The 16,239-nt window shown below is 69.1% G+C and carries 11 protein-coding genes and 8 pseudogenes; 13 read left to right on the top strand and 6 right to left on the bottom strand.

The genetic code is table 11. The features are described from left to right. Positions 1-35: 35 nt before the first annotated feature. Positions 36-302: a hypothetical protein gene (locus tag KI385_RS43510; protein ID WP_238577480.1), complete on the bottom strand. Its 267-nt coding sequence runs from the start codon at positions 300-302 to the stop codon at positions 36-38. Positions 303-683: 381 nt separating this feature from the next. On the opposite strand from KI385_RS43510, the gene KI385_RS43505 reads away from it, so the two are divergent. The 6 genes and pseudogenes from KI385_RS43505 (at position 684) to KI385_RS43480 (ending at position 6,578) form a co-directional block, all read left to right on the top strand. Beyond that, positions 684-2,360 (top strand): NAD(P)/FAD-dependent oxidoreductase, encoded by a 1,677-nt coding sequence (locus tag KI385_RS43505; protein WP_238577479.1) that lies wholly within the window; start codon positions 684-686, stop codon positions 2,358-2,360. After that, positions 2,357-3,817 (top strand): ATP-binding protein, encoded by a 1,461-nt coding sequence (locus KI385_RS43500; protein WP_238577478.1) that lies wholly within the window; start codon positions 2,357-2,359, stop codon positions 3,815-3,817. Before KI385_RS43505 ends, KI385_RS43500 begins: the two co-directional genes overlap by 4 nt. Further along, positions 3,814-4,164 (top strand): UBP-type zinc finger domain-containing protein, encoded by a 351-nt coding sequence (locus KI385_RS43495; RefSeq protein ID WP_238577477.1) that lies wholly within the window; start codon positions 3,814-3,816, stop codon positions 4,162-4,164. The genes KI385_RS43500 and KI385_RS43495 overlap by 4 nt, the downstream gene beginning before the upstream one ends. Before the next feature lie 216 nt (positions 4,165-4,380). Continuing rightward, positions 4,381-4,977: pseudogene (locus KI385_RS43490) on the top strand (NAD(+)/NADH kinase); the annotation flags it as partial. Continuing rightward, positions 4,965-5,252, top strand: a pseudogene (locus KI385_RS43485) (DNA alkylation repair protein); the annotation flags it as partial. The pseudogenes KI385_RS43490 and KI385_RS43485, both read left to right, overlap by 13 nt. Before the next feature lie 363 nt (positions 5,253-5,615). Then, positions 5,616-6,578 (top strand): alpha/beta hydrolase, encoded by a 963-nt coding sequence (locus KI385_RS43480; RefSeq protein WP_238577476.1) that lies wholly within the window; start codon positions 5,616-5,618, stop codon positions 6,576-6,578. A gap of 68 nt (positions 6,579-6,646) precedes the next feature. Here the strand turns inward: KI385_RS43480 and KI385_RS43475 are convergent. Next, a pseudogene (locus KI385_RS43475) lies at positions 6,647-6,852 on the bottom strand (winged helix-turn-helix transcriptional regulator); the annotation flags it as partial. A gap of 317 nt (positions 6,853-7,169) precedes the next feature. Here KI385_RS43475 and KI385_RS43470 point away from each other — a divergent pair. From KI385_RS43470 to KI385_RS43460, 3 genes are all read left to right on the top strand, one after another. Continuing rightward, positions 7,170-8,309 carry an inorganic phosphate transporter gene (locus KI385_RS43470; protein WP_238577474.1) on the top strand — a complete coding sequence of 380 codons (1,140 nt, stop codon included), beginning with the start codon at positions 7,170-7,172 and terminating at the stop codon, positions 8,307-8,309. 44 nt (positions 8,310-8,353) lie between these two features. After that, positions 8,354-8,593 (top strand): hypothetical protein, encoded by a 240-nt coding sequence (locus KI385_RS43465; protein WP_238577473.1) that lies wholly within the window; start codon positions 8,354-8,356, stop codon positions 8,591-8,593. Positions 8,594-9,341: 748 nt separating this feature from the next. Next, on the top strand, positions 9,342-9,599 hold the full coding sequence (locus KI385_RS43460; RefSeq protein ID WP_238577472.1) for a hypothetical protein: 258 nt from the start codon (positions 9,342-9,344) through the stop codon (positions 9,597-9,599). 471 nt (positions 9,600-10,070) lie between these two features. Here the strand turns inward: KI385_RS43460 and KI385_RS44880 are convergent. Next, positions 10,071-10,612: pseudogene (locus KI385_RS44880) on the bottom strand (IS701 family transposase); the annotation flags it as partial. Between the two features lie 240 nt (positions 10,613-10,852). Then, positions 10,853-11,389 (bottom strand): Lrp/AsnC family transcriptional regulator, encoded by a 537-nt coding sequence (locus tag KI385_RS43450; RefSeq protein WP_238577471.1) that lies wholly within the window; start codon positions 11,387-11,389, stop codon positions 10,853-10,855. Between the two features lie 60 nt (positions 11,390-11,449). Between KI385_RS43450 and KI385_RS43445 the strand changes: the two genes are divergently transcribed. From KI385_RS43445 to KI385_RS43430, 4 genes and pseudogenes are all read left to right on the top strand, one after another. After that, positions 11,450-12,715 (top strand): trans-sulfuration enzyme family protein, encoded by a 1,266-nt coding sequence (locus tag KI385_RS43445; protein WP_238577470.1) that lies wholly within the window; start codon positions 11,450-11,452, stop codon positions 12,713-12,715. An 81-nt stretch (positions 12,716-12,796) separates the two neighbouring features. Further along, positions 12,797-13,144, top strand: a pseudogene (locus KI385_RS43440) (heterodisulfide reductase-related iron-sulfur binding cluster); the annotation flags it as partial. Continuing rightward, positions 13,141-14,615 (top strand): annotated as a pseudogene (locus KI385_RS43435) (lactate utilization protein B). The pseudogenes KI385_RS43440 and KI385_RS43435, both read left to right, overlap by 4 nt. Further along, on the top strand, positions 14,612-15,265 hold the full coding sequence (locus tag KI385_RS43430) for a LutC/YkgG family protein (RefSeq protein ID WP_238577469.1): 654 nt from the start codon (positions 14,612-14,614) through the stop codon (positions 15,263-15,265). Before KI385_RS43435 ends, KI385_RS43430 begins: the two are co-directional and overlap by 4 nt. 100 nt (positions 15,266-15,365) lie before the next feature. On the opposite strand, the pseudogene KI385_RS43425 reads toward KI385_RS43430, so the two are convergent. Both KI385_RS43425 and KI385_RS43420 read right to left on the bottom strand, forming a co-directional pair. Next, a pseudogene (locus KI385_RS43425) lies at positions 15,366-15,545 on the bottom strand (transposase); the annotation flags it as partial. A gap of 295 nt (positions 15,546-15,840) precedes the next feature. Next, positions 15,841-15,963 (bottom strand): annotated as a pseudogene (locus KI385_RS43420) (lyase family protein); the annotation flags it as partial. Positions 15,964-16,239 lie beyond the last annotated feature (276 nt).

Raw genomic sequence — 16,239 nt, 5'->3', positions numbered from 1 at the left:
GCTGCGCCGGTGTCGCCGCCAGCAGTTGGTCACCGTCACGGCGACCAGGAAGTGACCGTGGCGATCAGCCCGTAGTCCAGCTCTGCACCGTCGACGAGCAACGCCTCGACCGTGCGCGTACTGGGGTCGATGTCGGCCACGATCCCGTGCCCGGCGTAGCGGGGGTAGCCCGAGGCACCCGTCTCCCCCGTCGCCTCGACGACCGCCGATCTGACGGCTGAGTCCTCCGCCAAGGCACCGCCCCTGTCCTCCACATGTTCGGGAACCAACAAGATCGTGAAACGCCGCGGCTTTGTAGTCACGCTCCGACATTTAAGTGCCTGCGTCATCAGCCGTGGGACAGGCGCGCGACACCGGGGCCCACATGCGGGCACTGCTCACCGCCTCGGCCGCAGGACACGGGACTCTCGCGCCGTCGCCACCGTGGTCAACAGCGGACCTCACCTCTTGGACAAGATCACCGAGGCCGCGTCCGACGGCTGACGCGATGGTAAGTGCCGTACTGCCATCGGCGTGCGACGTCGACGACCGGGCCGAATGAGTGCGACAGGAAGCCGCATTCTTGATCTTGGATAGCAAAGCATGGCATTCACCCATAGGATGGATATTGCTGGCGCACTGGCGTGCCAGACAGGCACGTGAAGTCGGTGCGGAAGGGCCATCGACTCGGGTACGGGATGCCTATGGATCGGGCCGCCGGTCCAGTGCGGACCGTGATCCTGACCGTGGACGACGACCCGGGCGTGTCGCGGGCTGTCGCCCGCGATCTGCGGCGACGCTACGGTGCGTCGTACCGCATTGTGCGCGCGGAGTCCGGCGAGTCCGCCCTTGCCGCCCTGCGGGAGCTGAAGCTGCGCGGCGGTCCCGTAGCGGTGATCGTGGCCGACTACCGGATGCCGGAGATGAACGGCATCGAGTTCCTGGAGCAGGCTCTCGACATCTACCCCGACGCCCGCCGGGTGCTGCTGACCGCGTACGCGGACACCAACGCGGCCATCGACGCGATCAATGTCGTCGACCTGGACCACTACCTCCTCAAGCCCTGGGAGCCGCCCGAGGAGAAGCTGTACCCCGTCCTCGACGATCTACTGCAGGCCTGGCGGGCCACCGACCACCGGCCGGTGGCCATCACCAAGGTCGTCGGGCACCGCTGGTCGGCCCGTTCGTCGGCCGTACGGGAGTTCTTGGCCCGCAACCAGGTGCCGTACCGCTGGTACTCGTCCGACGATCCGGAAGGACAGCGGCTGCTGTGCGCCGCAGGCGAGGAGGGCCTGCGGCTCCCGCTTGTGATCACTCCGGACGGCACGGCCCTTATCGAGCCCGAGGACCAGGAGCTCGCCACCCGGGTCGGCCTCGCGACGACCCCGGCAACCGACTTCTACGACCTCGTCATCATCGGCGGCGGACCAGCGGGTTTGGGTGCGGCGGTGTACGGGGCCTCCGAGGGCTTGCGGACCGTCCTCGTGGAACGCTCCGCCACCGGGGGCCAGGCGGGCCAGAGCTCGCGCATCGAGAACTACCTCGGCTTTCCGGACGGCGTGTCCGGGGCGCAGCTCACCGACCGGGCCCGGCGTCAGGCGGCGAAGTTCGGTGCCGAGATACTGACCGCGCGCGAGGTCACCGGCCTGGAGATCAACGGCGCGTCGCGCGTCGTCCGGTTCTCGGACGGCTCCGCTGTCGCCGCGCACACCGTGATCCTCGCGACCGGCGTGTCGTACCGGCAACTGGATGCACCCCACGTGACCGAGCTGACCGGCTGCGGAGTGTTCTACGGCTCGGCCCTGACCGAAGCGGCCGCCTGCAAAGGCCACGACGTGTACATCGTCGGCGGCGCGAACTCCGCAGGTCAGGCCGCGATATACCTCGCCCGCAGCGCCAAGTCGGTCACCGTACTGGTGCGCAAGCCGTCGTTGTCCACGTCGATGTCGCACTACCTCATCCAGCAGGTGGACGACACGCCCACGATCTCCGTGCGCACCAATACGGTCGTCGACGCCGCCCACGGCTCGCATCAATTGGAACAGATCACCCTGCGCGACACCGCGACCGGTCACACCGAACTCGTCGACACGCAGTGGCTGTTCGTCTTCATCGGTGCTGCGCCGCTGACCGACTGGCTGGAGGGCACGGTGCTCCGGGACTCCCGTGGGTTCATCCTGACCGGCCCCGATCTGACCGCGGACGGGCGCCCGCCTGCCGACTGGGAGTTGGACCGGCCGCCGTACCACTTGGAAACAAACGTCCCGGGCGTGTTCGTGGCCGGGGACGCCCGCGCCGAGTCCGCCAAGCGTGTCGCTTCCGCAGTAGGCGAAGGAGCCATGGCGGTCATGCTCGCCCACCGGTATCTGGAGCAGTCATGAACGGCCGGCCGCTGCCGTGCAGCCGGGAGGAACTGGGCTCGCTGTTCCTGTTCGAGAAGCTGGCCCCCGACCAGATCGCCCGGCTCTGCCGCGAAGGGCGTGTGGAGGAGTTCGGACCCGGGCCCGTGTACGAGGAGGGTGACGCTGCCACGTGCTTCTACGTGCTGCTCGAAGGGACCATCGTTCTCTCGCGCCGGATCGGGGACTACGACGTGGAGATCACCCGGAGCTCCAGCCGCGGGGTGTACGCGGGAGCCTTCCAGGCCTACCTGGGTGACCGCCTGCGCCAGGTGTACAACAGCTCCCTGCGTGTCATCGAGCCCGCACGCTTTTTCGTGCTGCCCGCGGAGACCTTCGCCGCGATCATGCGCGAGTGGTTTCCCATGGCCGTGCACCTGCTCGAAGGTCTCTTCTTCGGCGCCAAGAGCACCCAGGAGGCCGTCGGCCAGCGAGAACGGCTCCTGGCTCTCGGGTCGCTGTCCGCAGGGCTGACCCATGAGCTGAACAACCCTGCCGCCGCGGCCGTGCGAGCCACCTCCGCGCTCCGCGAGCGTGTCGCCGGGATGCGCCACAAGCTCGGCATCATCGCGGCACGCCCCTACCGGCGCGACAGCCTGGAGACGCTCATCGACGTCCAGGAGCGCACGGCCGAACGCGTCGCCAAGGCCACCACCCTGAGCCCGCTGGAAGCCTCGGACCGGGAGGACACGATCTCCGACTGGCTGGACGACCACGGCATCGGGGACGGATGGCAGCTCGCACCGACCTTCGTACAGGCCGGCCTCGACACCGACTGGCTGGACCAGATCGCCGCAGCCGTGGACACGGACACCCTCGAAGGTACCGTGCGGTGGCTCAACTACACCGTCGAAACAGAGCTGTTGATGAACGAGATCGAGGAGTCGACCACCCGCGTCTCCGCCCTCGTCACCGCCGCTAAGCAGTACTCGCAACTCGACCGAGCACCCCACCAGGTCGCAGACGTGCATGAACTGCTGGACAGCACCCTGCTGATGGTCTCCGCGAAGATCGGTCCCCACATCACCGTCGTCAAGGACTACGACCGCAGCCTGCCGAAGATCCCGGCCTACCCCAGCGAGCTCAACCAGGTATGGACGAATCTGATCGACAACGCCGTCTCGGCGATGAACAGCACCGGCGCCGACGGCACATTGACCGTACGCACCGCGCGGGACGGCGACCATCTGCTCGTCGAGTTCTGCGACACCGGCCCCGGGATCCCCGCGGAGATCCGCGGCCGCGTCTTCGACCCGTTCTTCACTACCAAACCGGTGGGTGAGGGCACAGGTCTCGGCTTGGACATCTCATGGCGCATCGTCGTCAACAAACACCAAGGGGATCTGCGGGTCCACTCCGTCCCCGGCGACACCCGCTTCCAGGTACGCCTCCCGCTGGCCTCCGCCGACCCCCATCCCCCACAGGAGGAGCCCCCATGAGTTCTCCCGACGGAATCGACCCCACGGTCCCACCCAGCGGAACCGGATGCGCCGAGTGCGACGCCGCCGGCGGCTGGTGGTTCCACCTGCGACGCTGCGCACAGTGCGGCCACATCGGCTGCTGCGACGACTCCCCCGCCAAGCACGCGACGGCTCACACACGGGCCACCGGGCACCCGCTGATCCGCAGCTTCGAACCGGGCGAAACCTGGTTCTACAACTACGAGACCTCGGAGATGTACGCCTCAGGCCCGCCCCTCGCTCCCCCCGAGAGCCACCCGGCCGATCAGCCCACCCCCGGCCCCGCGGGACGAGTCCCGGAGGACTGGGCCGACCGGCTGGGATAGGCAGAAGGGCTGAGAACTCATCGCGCGGGCACACGGGCCGAGGACAGGGCATCAGTCCGGTGCCCCAGCCGAGCACCGCCCAACCGAGCACTGGCCAAGATGGCGAGGCGATGGACCTCGTGGCACCTGGTCGGACGGGTATTCCGCGGCCGTCTGGACAGACCGGGTGTCCCACAGGGCGGGCGAACAGGCCATCCGGAGGGAGAAGGACGCTACGTGAGCCTGGAACGGGTGGGCATCGTCGTCCACGGAGGACGTCCCCGTGCCCTGGCAGCTGCCGACATCGTCCGACGATGCTGCGAACGCCCGTAGGTCGGCTGCGTCGCCATCGATGTGTGGAGTCAGGACGAACAACGGCGGGACGCGCGGGAGGATGTCGACGCTGCCAGCAGCCCCGATCTGATCGTCACGCTCAAAGGAGATGGCACCTTCCTCCGCGGCGCACGGCTGACCTCACAGAACGACGCCCTTGTCCTGGGTGTCGACCTGGGCACCCTAGGGTTCCTGATCGAGGTGCCGGCCGATGACGTCCTCGCCGCCACACCCACCGGGTCCACGGCCTACAGCTTCGCCGCCGGCGGCCGCATCATCTCCCCCGGAGCCGACACCATCGTCTTCACCCCTGTAGCTCCGCACATGGACTTCAACCGCTCAGTGGTCGCCGCACCCCACGAACTCGTTGCTCTACGCGTCCTGGGCCACTCCGGCTGGGCCGCGGTGAGCGTCGACGGCCAGTCGCACGGTGTTCTGGATCCGGGGGACTGGATCGGTGTCTACGCGGCTCCCCAGCACCTGCGCATCTCGCGAAGCGGCTGAAGACGCCGCAGGAACTCTCGTACTGGGCGACGGATGACTCCGCGGCGAACTGCTGGCCCTACTGATCTGCGGCCCGAAGGCGTTCGAGCGTGACGAGTTGGACGCCATGTTTGGCCGAGGCCCGCGCACCCAAGGTGCACGGCTGGCTCGTGAACTACGTGGTGGAGAAGAACCCGCATTCGGAAGAGATCCGCCTGGCCTGGTCCGCCGATCCGGATTTAGTGGTCGCGAGGGCCGGCCGGGCGCTGACCACCGAACGCCTGACGAAGAAGCACCTGGCAGACGTTTCATCGCCGTGGAGACCTCCGGACCTCTACAGGGCCCGGACCCGGTGAGACTGCCACAAGCCCGAACAGCGGCCCTGTCATGCCGCCCTGCGCCGGCCAGTGCTTGTTAATGATCGACGGCCGACATCACGGCGGCTTCGTCGCTTGGTCTTCGGAACCTCGTCGATCGACGTCCGCAGTCGAGGATCGCAAGGGCCGCGACTACGATGGGCATATCGCCCCATCGAGGGCTTGACCAGGGGCTCAACCCGAAACGGGGAGCGCGGTGACGCCGATGCCCTTCGGACGGGCATGACGCGCCTGACTCTCTTTACCATGGGCTTCTCGGCAGTGACAGGGAGCATTGTCATGACTGCTCGATCCTCCTCGATCGTCCTGGAGCGCCCGGCACAGGAGCTTGCCGACGCGACTTCGAACCACCCGTTTCTGTACGAGCTGAAGCCGACCGAAGCGCGCAAGGTCCTGGACGACCTGCAGGCCGCGCCGGTCGACAAGCTGCCGGTCGACGAGGAGTGGATCACCGTAACGGCCTCCGTGGGCGACGTGCGGGTGCGCATCGTCAAGCCGAAAGGCGCCTCCGGAATGCTGCCCGTCGTGCTGTACATGCACGGCGGCGGCTGGGTGCTGGGCAACGCCGACACCCACGACCGTCTGGTTCGGGAGCTTTCGGTCGGGGCCCGCACGGCTGTGGCCTTCGTGGAGTACACACCGTCACCAGAGGCCCACTACCCCGTGGCCATTGAGCAGGGCTACGCCACCGCACAGTGGATCACGCGCGAGGGTGCGTCGAAGGGTCTGGGCGCGCGGCGCATGGCGGTGGCCGGCGAGTCGGTCGGCGGCAACATGACCGCTGCGCTGGCCCTCATGGCCAAGAAGCGCGGTGACGTCACCTTCGTGCAGCAGTCGATGTACTACCCGGTCACGGACGCGGCCATGGACACCGCTTCCTACGACGAGTTCGCCGATGGCTACTACCTCAGCCGCAAGCTGATGGAGTGGTTCTGGGACGCCTACACCACGAACCCGAAGCAGCGCGTAGAGATCACCGCCTCTCCCAATCAGGCCACGGCCGAGCAACTCACCGGTCTGCCGCCCGCCCTGCTGATCGTGGACGAGGCCGACGTACTGCGCGACGAGGGCGAGGCGTACGCCGCCAAGCTGCGCGGCGCCGGCGTTCCGGTCACCACGGTGCGCTACGACGGCACGGTGCACGACTTCATGATGCTCAACTCGCTCAGTCAGTCCAAAGCCACCCGAGCAGCCGTCGATCAGGCCGTCTCGCTCCTGCGCGAAGCCCTCGGAACTGTCTAGTTGTTGCGGGTCATGACGTTGTTGACAGCGCGTCCGTGCCAGTCACTGGCACAGGGCAATAGCCATTCTCATGAGCGGATGTCATGGTCGGGTAGGTCTGGTCGTACACGCGCAGCGCCTCGGCAATGCCAGCACGATGGGCAAGTGACCAGTCGGCGAGCGCCTTGACCAGGTGGGTGAGGCCAGCCCCGGCATCGGTCAGGCGATAGTCGACCGGGACAGGGACCGTCGGGTACACGGTGCGCAGCACGAGGCCGTCGCGTTCGAGCCTGCGCTGGGAGGCGATCCAGTCGGCAGCGTAGGTGCAGGCGTGGTCCTTGGCGGGCGGCATCCACTCGGCAGGATCCTTGTCCCCTGGGGATGGTGCGAACCCCGGTGGACCGCGGCAATGCGTCGCGGCTCCGAGATCGTCGTACTACTCAACGCCCGTCGCTGAGTTCGGCACGGCACTGACTGCAGCCGACCGCCAGCGACCGGCCCGCGCCGTCGCGTTGGCGGCGATCCGGAGCGGCACTTAGCGTGAGAGGGACGGCGGTTCGCACACACGTTTCGGTGTGCGCGGCCGGACCGCTTTCGACGTGGAGGACCGGGATGGCATCTGTCTCCTTCCTGCTCGTGGCCGTGATCCTCACCGCCCTGGCCTTCGACTTCACCAACGGATTCCACGACACCGCCAACTCGATGGCCACCTCCATCGCCACCGGGGCCCTGAGCCCCCGGGTCGCCGTCGCCGTCGCGGGCCTGCTCAATCTGGCCGGAGCCTTCCTCTCCACGGAAGTGGCCAAGACGATCTCGGGCGGCATAGTCCAAGACAGCGAAGTGTCGCTGGTGATGATCTTCGCCGGGCTGATCGGGGCGATCCTGTGGAATCTGGTCACCTGGCTCCTCGGGCTGCCCTCCAGCTCGTCCCACGCCCTGTTCGGCGGGCTGATCGGCGCGGTGTGGGTGGGGGCCGGGGGATCCGCGGTGCGCTTCGGCGCGATCATCGAGAAGATCGTGATCCCGGCGGTTGCCTCACCGGTGGTGGCCTGCGTGATTGCGCTGCTGGCCACCTACCTCGCCTATGTGATCACCCGGAGGACCTCGCGCCGCGCCGTCGGGAAGGGCTTTCGCGCGGGCCAGATCGGGTCGGCGTCCTTGGTGGCGCTGGCCCACGGCACCAATGACGCCCAGAAGACGATGGGAGTCATCACCCTCGCGCTCATCTCGAGCGGGGTGCTCGCCCATGGCGCGGGGCCGCCCTGGTGGGTGGTACTGAGCGCGGGCCTGGCGATTTCCCTGGGCACCTACGTGGGCGGCTGGCGGATCATCCGGACCATGGGCAAGGGGCTCACCGACATCCAGGCCCCGCAGGGCTTCGCCGCCGAGACCAGCGCGACCGCCGTGATCCTGGCCTCGTCGCACATGGGGTTCGCGCTGTCGACCACCCAGGTGTGCACGGGCAGCATCCTCGGCGCAGGGCTGGGCCGCAGGCTGGCACACGTGCGCTGGGGCGTCGCCGGGCGGATCGCGGTGTCCTGGCTGCTGACGCTGCCGGCCGCGGCCGCCGTGGGAGGCGTGGCGGCGTGGGTGGCCGACCAGGGCGACGCCGGGGTGGCGCTGGTGGCGGGCGTTGCGCTGGCTGCCGCGGCAGCCTTCTACGTGCTCTCGCGCCGCCGTCCGGTGAGCGCGGAGAACGTCAACGAGGTGCCGGAACCCGACGCGGAGCCCACCGTCCGGTCGGCCGCCTGAGCCGGCCCGGCGGAGCGGCCCGTCGCCGAGGAAGGGGATACGGGATGGACATCGACTGGGGCGCTCTCGCCGGGGTCTTCGGAGTCAGCCTCGGGATCACCGTGGTGGTCGTGGTGATGTTCTCGCTCGGCCTGGCCGCAAGGGATCGCGCCGGACACGGAGAGCCCGCCCCCGACGTGCCCCGGGGCCGGCAGCAGAAGGTGGCGGCCGCCACGGCCGTGCTGTGCTTCGCCACCTGCCTCGCGGTCGCGGCCTACGGGATCGACCTGATCGTTCCCGTCTGAACCTGCTCCGGTCACCTCACTCGCCCGGTGCGCGAGGTGCCCCGCACGCCGGGCCCGGGAGAGTGGCGGCGCTAGCAGGTGTCGGAGGCGGACTGAAGAACTGAGCAGCGTCGGAGTGCTGCTGGGCACGCGGCTGGGCTTCCAGACCCGTGGCAGTACCGAACTCGACCTCGGTGAGGCGCTGGGCGGCTTGAAGGCCGTCGACTGATACCGATGACCAAACCATGCGTCCGACCCTGCAGGTACTTCGAGCCAGGGCTATGACGCCGATTGGCCGCGTCGATCATGGCTGGGATGGCGTCCGACCCTGCCAAGCTGGCCCTCCTCATCACCGGCGGACGGACGCCCTCAAAGCCGTCCTCATCGCCGGTCTGACCGCGCTCGGCGTGACGGTCCTCCGCCACCTCGGCCGTGCCCGTCTACCAATCACTCACGCTCTGGCCAACCTCTCCGCTGGGCTCCGGGCTGCGCCTGACGCCCAGCCATTACCGCCTTCGGAGCTGAGCTGCAGCGGGTATCGGTGCGCCGCTGATTGCGCTGCACTCGCGTTGCGAGGCCCCTGTCAGCAACCCCGCGGCCCTCGCGTACCCGTCGATCACCGCGGGGCCGTTCCACCGGCTGCGTCGTCTCGCCGCATGGTCGACAGAAGCAACCCTTCCGGGTGTGCGGCGGTTTTACCAGGCGTCGCGCTCAGAGGGGCAACCTCTGTCGAGAGGTACTGGTAAACCGACTGGAAAGGGCGTACTGCATGGTGCTCGATCCCAACTTCAGCTTGGACGTTCCAGAGGGTTTTGACGATTCGGATGCTGAGACCGGGGTGCATCCCATGGCCAGGAAGCTGTTCCTCGGCGCAACTGCCGCGGACACCTTCGGGAAAGCCCATGAGTGGCTGCGGGAACAAAAAGTCCGCCTGGTAGACGTGTCGTGGACTGTCTTGGACGGCGAGGACGAGCCCTACACGCTGAGCATCTATTTCACGTTCGAGCTGGATCCCGAAGACGCCTGACCATGACTGTGCAGTTTCGTTTGGGTCAGCCGGCCGGTCGTTGGCCGGGGCGATGCCGGACAGGTCGACGGCGTCGTCCCGGTAGCCGGGCAGGGCCGGCGCGGGCCCCTGCGGCGTGCCGGTGGGCACGGCAGGCCACCGGACACTCCTCAGGGCAGGGGGTCGCCGGCGGAGTCGGTGGCCATGGCGCGGGTGTCGCGAAAAACACCGAAGCCGCCGTGAGGATCTCCTTCGCCCGCCGCAACTCGGCTATTTCCTTGCGGAGTTGGGCCAGTTCGGTCCATTCGGCGGTGGTGAGCAGGTCGGGCTGGCTGCCCTGGTCAGCTTCGGCCTGGCGGACCCAGCCCCTCAGGGCTCCCTCAGCACTCCAGCAGCGGTTCGTGTCCTGAGCTGGTTCTTCTGCGGTAGTGGCAGTGGCGGGCGATGGCTTGGCGGTGTCGTCGCCAGGCCGACCATGTAATGCATGGGCGATGGGATCGCGGTCGGCTCGTGGGTGGGGCAGGAGAACGTCCAGGAGCCGCCGGATCTCTGCCACGGTGAGCGGGACGAGGGCTGATCCGTTTCTGCAGCCCCCTTTGCGGTGTTGCCGGCCTGGGCTGCGAGTGCGCCCAGGACTGAGTGGCGAGCGTCGCCAGGGTGATGTGCCGATACCGGCCGATGTAGCGGCGGACCTCGTACTGGTCGAGGCCGCATTCGTTCTTCGCGGCCTGGAAGGATTCCTCGATCGCCCAGCGGGAGCCGGTGATCCGGACCAACTCGGCAATCTCGATGCCGACGGGTGCGTAAGCGAGGTAGTAGGCGGGTTCGCCGGGGTCGGACAGGCTGCGGCGAGCCATCACCCAGCGGTGAGGGGTGGGCGGATCGGAGCCGAAGATGAGGTTGGCGGGCAGTTTCGCCGCGGCCCAGTCGTAGACGCGCGGGCCCTTCGCCCCGACGCCGCAGGACAGCTGCTGCCAGGCATCGGCAGGGGCATCCTCGATGAGCTCACCGATGCGCCAGATCCCGGCCAGGGAGTGTGGTCTCGAGGGGCGTAGGCAATGTAGTAGGCGGTCTCGTGTGGGGCGGTGAGGCTGCGGTGGGCCAGAACCCAGTGGCGGCGGTCCGGACGGTGCCAGGGGGTGGCCAACTCGCCTATCCGCGCGGCCGCTAACTTCACCGTCAAAGGACAACTGCGACGGCCGCCTCGCGGCGCGGCACATCCTTCGCGCCTCCGAGATCTGAACCCGCGGCTCCGGCTTGGACCGGTATACGCATCAGGCTCCCGGGTTCCCTGGGGCCTGATGGTCGAAGGTGGTCGTGGGGGCGGGAGCGCCGTCGGGCCGGGGCGGCAGCAGCGGGCCGCAGTCCCACTGCTGGAAGATCAACCGGGTCTCGACGCGCGCCACCTCGGGCCGTGAGGTGAACCCGTCGAGGACCAGCCGCTGAAGATCCGCCATGTCCGCGACCGCGACATGGACGAGATAGTCGTCGGGCCCGGTCAGATGGAAGACCGTAAGGGACTCCGGCAGCGCCCGGATCCGCTCCACGAACGGCCCCACCAACTCCCGCCGATGCGGCCTGACCTGCACGGACAGCAGTGCCTCCAGGCCCCGGCCCAGCTTCGCCGGGTCCAGCCGCAGCCGATGGCCGAGAATCACTCCCGAGCGGCGCAGCCTGGTCACCCGGTCCAGGCAGGTCGAAGGCGCGACACCGACCTGCGCGGCGAGATCGCGGTACGTCATCCGTGCGTCGTTCTGCAGCAGCCGTAGCAGATGGAGATCCACCGGATCGAGTACGACAGAATCGGTCATAGGCCGAACGTAGCACGGGGTCCGGCCCTCCGGCCCCGCTCGGTGTTCAGACTCCTGCGCATGGACTCCGGCAGCTTTGACACCTATGACGTACCGGCCGACCCGCAGGGAACCGGCCATTCTCCCGACGGCACCGGTCGTCGTCTCCCGGGCGTGCCCGCACCCCGGGCGCTCGCCACCGAGGCGGTGCACGCCGGGCGGGACGACCTCGCGCGGCAGGGGGTGCACGCCCCGCCGATCGACCTGTCCACGACCTACCCCTCGTACGACAGCCGAGGCGAGGCCGCCCGGATAGACGCCTTCGCGGCCGACGGTGCCGAACCGGAGGGCCCGCCCGTCTACGGCCGCCTCGGCAACCCGACCGTCGCCCGCTTCGAGACCGCCCTGGCACGTCTTGAGGGCACCGAGAGCGCGGTCGCGTTCGCCACCGGGATGGCGGCGCTGAGCGCCGTGCTGCTCGTACGCAACGCGATGGGCCTGCGCCATGTCGTCGCCGTACGACCGCTGTACGGATGCAGCGATCACCTGCTCACCGCAGGGCTGCTGGGCTCCGAGGTGACCTGGGTCGACCCGGCGGGCATCGCGGACGCGCTGCGCCCCGACACCGGCCTGGTGATGGTCGAAAGCCCGGCCAACCCGACCCTCGCCGAACTCGATCTGAGAGCCCTCGCGCACGCCTGCGGTTCCGTCCCGCTGCTCGCCGACAACACCTTCGCCACCCCCGTGCTGCAACGCCCCGTCGAGCAGGGAGCCCGTCTCGTCCTGCACAGCGCCACCAAGTACCTGGGCGGCCACGGAGACGTCATGGGCGGCGTGGTGGCCTGCGACGAGGAGTTCGCCGGGCGGCTGCGCCAGGTGCGGTTCGCCACGGGCGGAGTGCTGCATCCGCTCGCGGGCTATCTGCTGCTCCGTGGTCTGTCGACGCTGCCCGTACGGGTCCGAGCCGCGTCCTCGAACGCAGCGGAGCTGGCCGGCCGGCTCGCCGCCGACCCACGCGTCACCCGCGTCCACTACCCGCGCATCGGAGGCGCCATGGTCGCCTTCGAGGTAGCCGGCGACCCCCACGACGTCATCGCGGGCGTCCGACTGATCACTCCGGCCGTGAGCCTCGGCAGCGTCGACACCCTCATCCAGCACCCCGCGTCCATCAGCCACCGCATCGTGGACGCCAACGACCGCCGCGGCGCGGGAGTCAGCGACCGGCTGCTGCGACTCTCGGTGGGGTTGGAGGACGTGGAGGACCTGTGGGCCGACCTCGACCGGGCGTTGGGGACGGCGCCGGGGCCGGGCAGGATCCTCCGGGAAGCGGCGGTCGCGAACAGGTAGAACCGCAGACGACGACCGGCCCGGCCGAGACGACCGGGCCGGTCGTCGTCCTGTGCGGTCGGGACCTAGGTCTAAAACTGACGGGTCACGTACCACCCGACCTGCCACGGACTGCGGAGCCTCGGGCTCGGCGATCGGCCGCGGCGTCTTCTTCAGGCAGTCAAGGGACTTGAGCTGGTGGAGCTGCCCGGCGCCGAGGAGTGCTGCGGCTTCGGCGGCACCTTCGCGGTCAAGAACTCCGACATCTCGGCGGCGATGGGCACTGACAAGATCCGCAATGCCGAGTCGACGGGCGCCGAGGTGCTGTGCGCCGCCGACAACTCCTGTCTGATGCACATCGGCGGCACCATGGCCCGGCTGGAGGTCGCCATGCGGCCGGTCCACCTCGCCGAGATCCTGGCGAGCACGCGAGAGGAGCCCCTGGTATGAGCGGAACGCATCTCGGCATGCCGGCCTTCCCGAAGGCGGCACACGATGCCGTACGCGACACCACCCTGCGCGGCAATCTGCGCCACGCCACCCACACCATCCGTGACAAGCGTGCAGCGGCCGTCGCCGAGGTGTCCGACTGGGAGGCGCTGCGCGAGGCGGGCCGGCAGATCAAGGACCACACCCTGCGCCACCTGGACCATTACCTGGTTCAGTTGGAGGAGTCGGTCACCGCGGCCGGCGGCAGCGTGCACTGGGCCGCCGACGCCGACGAGGCCAACCGGATCGTCACCCACCTGGTCAAGGCGACCGGCGAGAGCGAAGTGGTCAAGGTCAAGTCGATGACCACGCAGGAGATCGGCCTCAACGATGCCCTGGCGGCCCAGGGCATCCGCGCCTACGAGACCGACCTCGCCGAACTCATCGTTCAGCTCGGCGAAGACCGGCCCTCGCACCTCCTGGTCCCGGCCATCCACCGCAACCGCAGCGAGACCCGCGACATCTTCCGTTCCGAGATGAGCAGGTGGGGCCGTCCGGCGCCCGAGGACCTCACCGACAGCCCGGCCGAACTCGCCGAGGCCGCCCGCGTCCACCTGCGCGAGAAGTTCCTGCGCGCCAAGGTCGGCATCTCCGGGGCCAACTTCATGGTCGCTGAGACCGGCACCCTGGTCGTCGTGGAGTCCGAGGGCAACGGCCGGATGTGCCTGACCCTGCCCCAGACACTGATCTCCGTCGTCGGCATCGAGAAGGTGGTGCCGACGTGGCGGGACTTGGCGCTGTTCTTCCAGACACTGCCCCGCTCCTCGACAGCCGAGCGTATGAACCCCTACACGTCCACGTGGACCGGGACCACGGACGCGGACGGTCCCGCGGGCCTTCCACCTGGTCCTGCTCGACAACGGCCGCACGGACACGCTCACCGACACCGTCGGCCGCCAGGCGCTGCGCTGCATCCGCTGCTCGGCGTGTCTGAATGTGTGCCCGGTGTACGAGAGGGCGGGCGGGCACACGTACGGCTCGGTCTACTCTGGGCCGATCGGCGCGATCCTCAGCCCCCAACTACGCGGCACCGACAGTGAGTTGGACGCCTCGCTGCCGTACGCTTCGTCGCTGTGCGGCGCATGTTACGAGGTGTGTCCGGACGCCATCGACATCCCCGAGGTGCTGGTCCACTTGCGGGAGCGGGTCGTCGAAGGCGGCCCGGCCACCCGGAAGGGCGAGAAAGTCGTGCTCAAGCCCGCCAAGGGGCACGCCGCCGAGCGGGCCGTGATGCGCGCGGCGCAGTGGGCGTTCAGTCACCCGGGCGCCCTGCGCACCGGCCAGCGCCTCGCTTCGCGCACGCGCCGCTGCAATCCGCGCAGGCTGCCGGGACCGGGCAAGGCCTGGAGCGCGGTCCACGAGTTGCCGCCGGTGCCCTGCGGAGCCATTCCGCGACTGGTGGCAGCGCACGAACGGAGGAACGTCGACGTGAAGAGCAGAGACGTGGTCCTGGACCGGGTGCGGAGAGCACTGGCCGACGTCACGAACGACGGCCCGCCGTACGACCGGGCCATCGACCGCAGCTATCTGCGCGAGCACGGCGAACGCACCGTCGAGCAGACCGTCGACCTGCTGGCGGAGAACCTCGCCGACTACCGAGCGATCGTGCACCGCACCGACGCCGAGGGCCTCCCCTCCCTGCTCGCCCGGCTGCTCGCCCAGCACGGCGCGGAGACCGTGGTCGTACCGCCAGGCCTGCCCGCACACTGGCTCGCGACATCCGACGCGGTCCGTGTGCCCGACCGTTCGGACAGCGGCCTCCCGCAGTTGGAGACGAGCGACAGCGTCGTCACGGGCTGCGCGGTGGCGATCGCGGAGACGGGCACCCTCGTGCTGGACGGCGGCCCCGATCAGGGCCGCCGCCGCATCACGCTCCTCCCCGACCACCACATCTGTCTCGTACGAGTCCCCGACCAGGTAGTCTCCTCGGTCCCGCAGGCCCTTGAGCGTCTGGACCCCGCGCGCCCGCTGACCTGGATCTCGGGCCCTTCCGCGACCAGCGACATCGAACTCAACCGCGTAGAGGGCGTGCACGGGCCGCGCACCCTGGAGGTCGTCCTGGTGAGCGGCGAGGTGAGGTAGACGGCTGCTCGACGCTTCCGCCTCGCCCTCCGAGGCGACCAGAGGTCAGGCGACGTCGTGCAAGGGCAAGTGATGGCTGCGACCATGGCGGGCATGCAGAAGACCCGCAGCAGGCTTCGGCAGTAGCGGCGAGGCGGCGCACGTTGCCGCTGATGCGTCCGGAGTCCTTCGGGATCGGCGCGAGGCCGGCGACGCCGACGAGGCGGTCTGCGCTGCCGAAGACGCTCATGTCGCTGCCGGTGTGGGCGATGAGCTCGGCCCTCAGGACGGGACCCCAGCCGTGATCGCCTCGGCCTGTGGCGTTGGCGCGTGGGACGGGAAGAACATGTTCTGACTGAGACTCGATCCAGGAGAGCACATGGCCTGGCACGGCAGCGACCGACGTTCACTTCTCGGCAGCGGCCAGGGCAAGCAAGGTGAGCGGGGCGGTGGACAGGACCAGTACGGGCACCGCGACGCGCGGGTGCGCCGCCCCCAGCCTAGGTACTCCAACCTGCACCTGCCGTCAGCAGACACCAAGCCTCTCATTCACGGCGCGGTGAGGGTCTCGTCAGGTCCTGCCGGCGGTCGGCGCCACCAGACGAGGTCAGGCGCAGATCGTTGCAGATCTTGGAGAGCTTGACGCCGACCCGCTTGAGGACTCCGGAGAGCTGGACGAAGGCACCGCAGTCCTGGGTGGCCTCGATGAAGTTGCCGGCGGGCCGGATCTGATCGCGGCGAGATGGGTGTCCGGCCCGCCGGACACAGCCGGACCGTGGTCCCGTCGGCGAGCAGTGCACTCACCGTGCGGGCGGCGGGGGCCGTTTCCGCCATGGCGCCACATCCCTTCTCCGGCATCGCTCCGCCTCCCGGCCTGGCGGGTGTCGCGCGGTCGGCCGACCCCTGGCTCATCAGACCCGACGGCTGTCCTCACCGGCGGCCGCCCGAGCACGCGCTGTTCCAGCTTGGCCATGTGACCTGCGGGAACGACGGGC

This window comes from Streptomyces inhibens (assembly GCF_022221585.1).
GTDB lineage: Bacteria > Actinomycetota > Actinomycetes > Streptomycetales > Streptomycetaceae > Streptomyces > Streptomyces inhibens.
The sequence above is the reverse complement of the archived record's forward strand: the minus strand, read 5'-3'. Positions and strand labels throughout refer to the sequence as shown.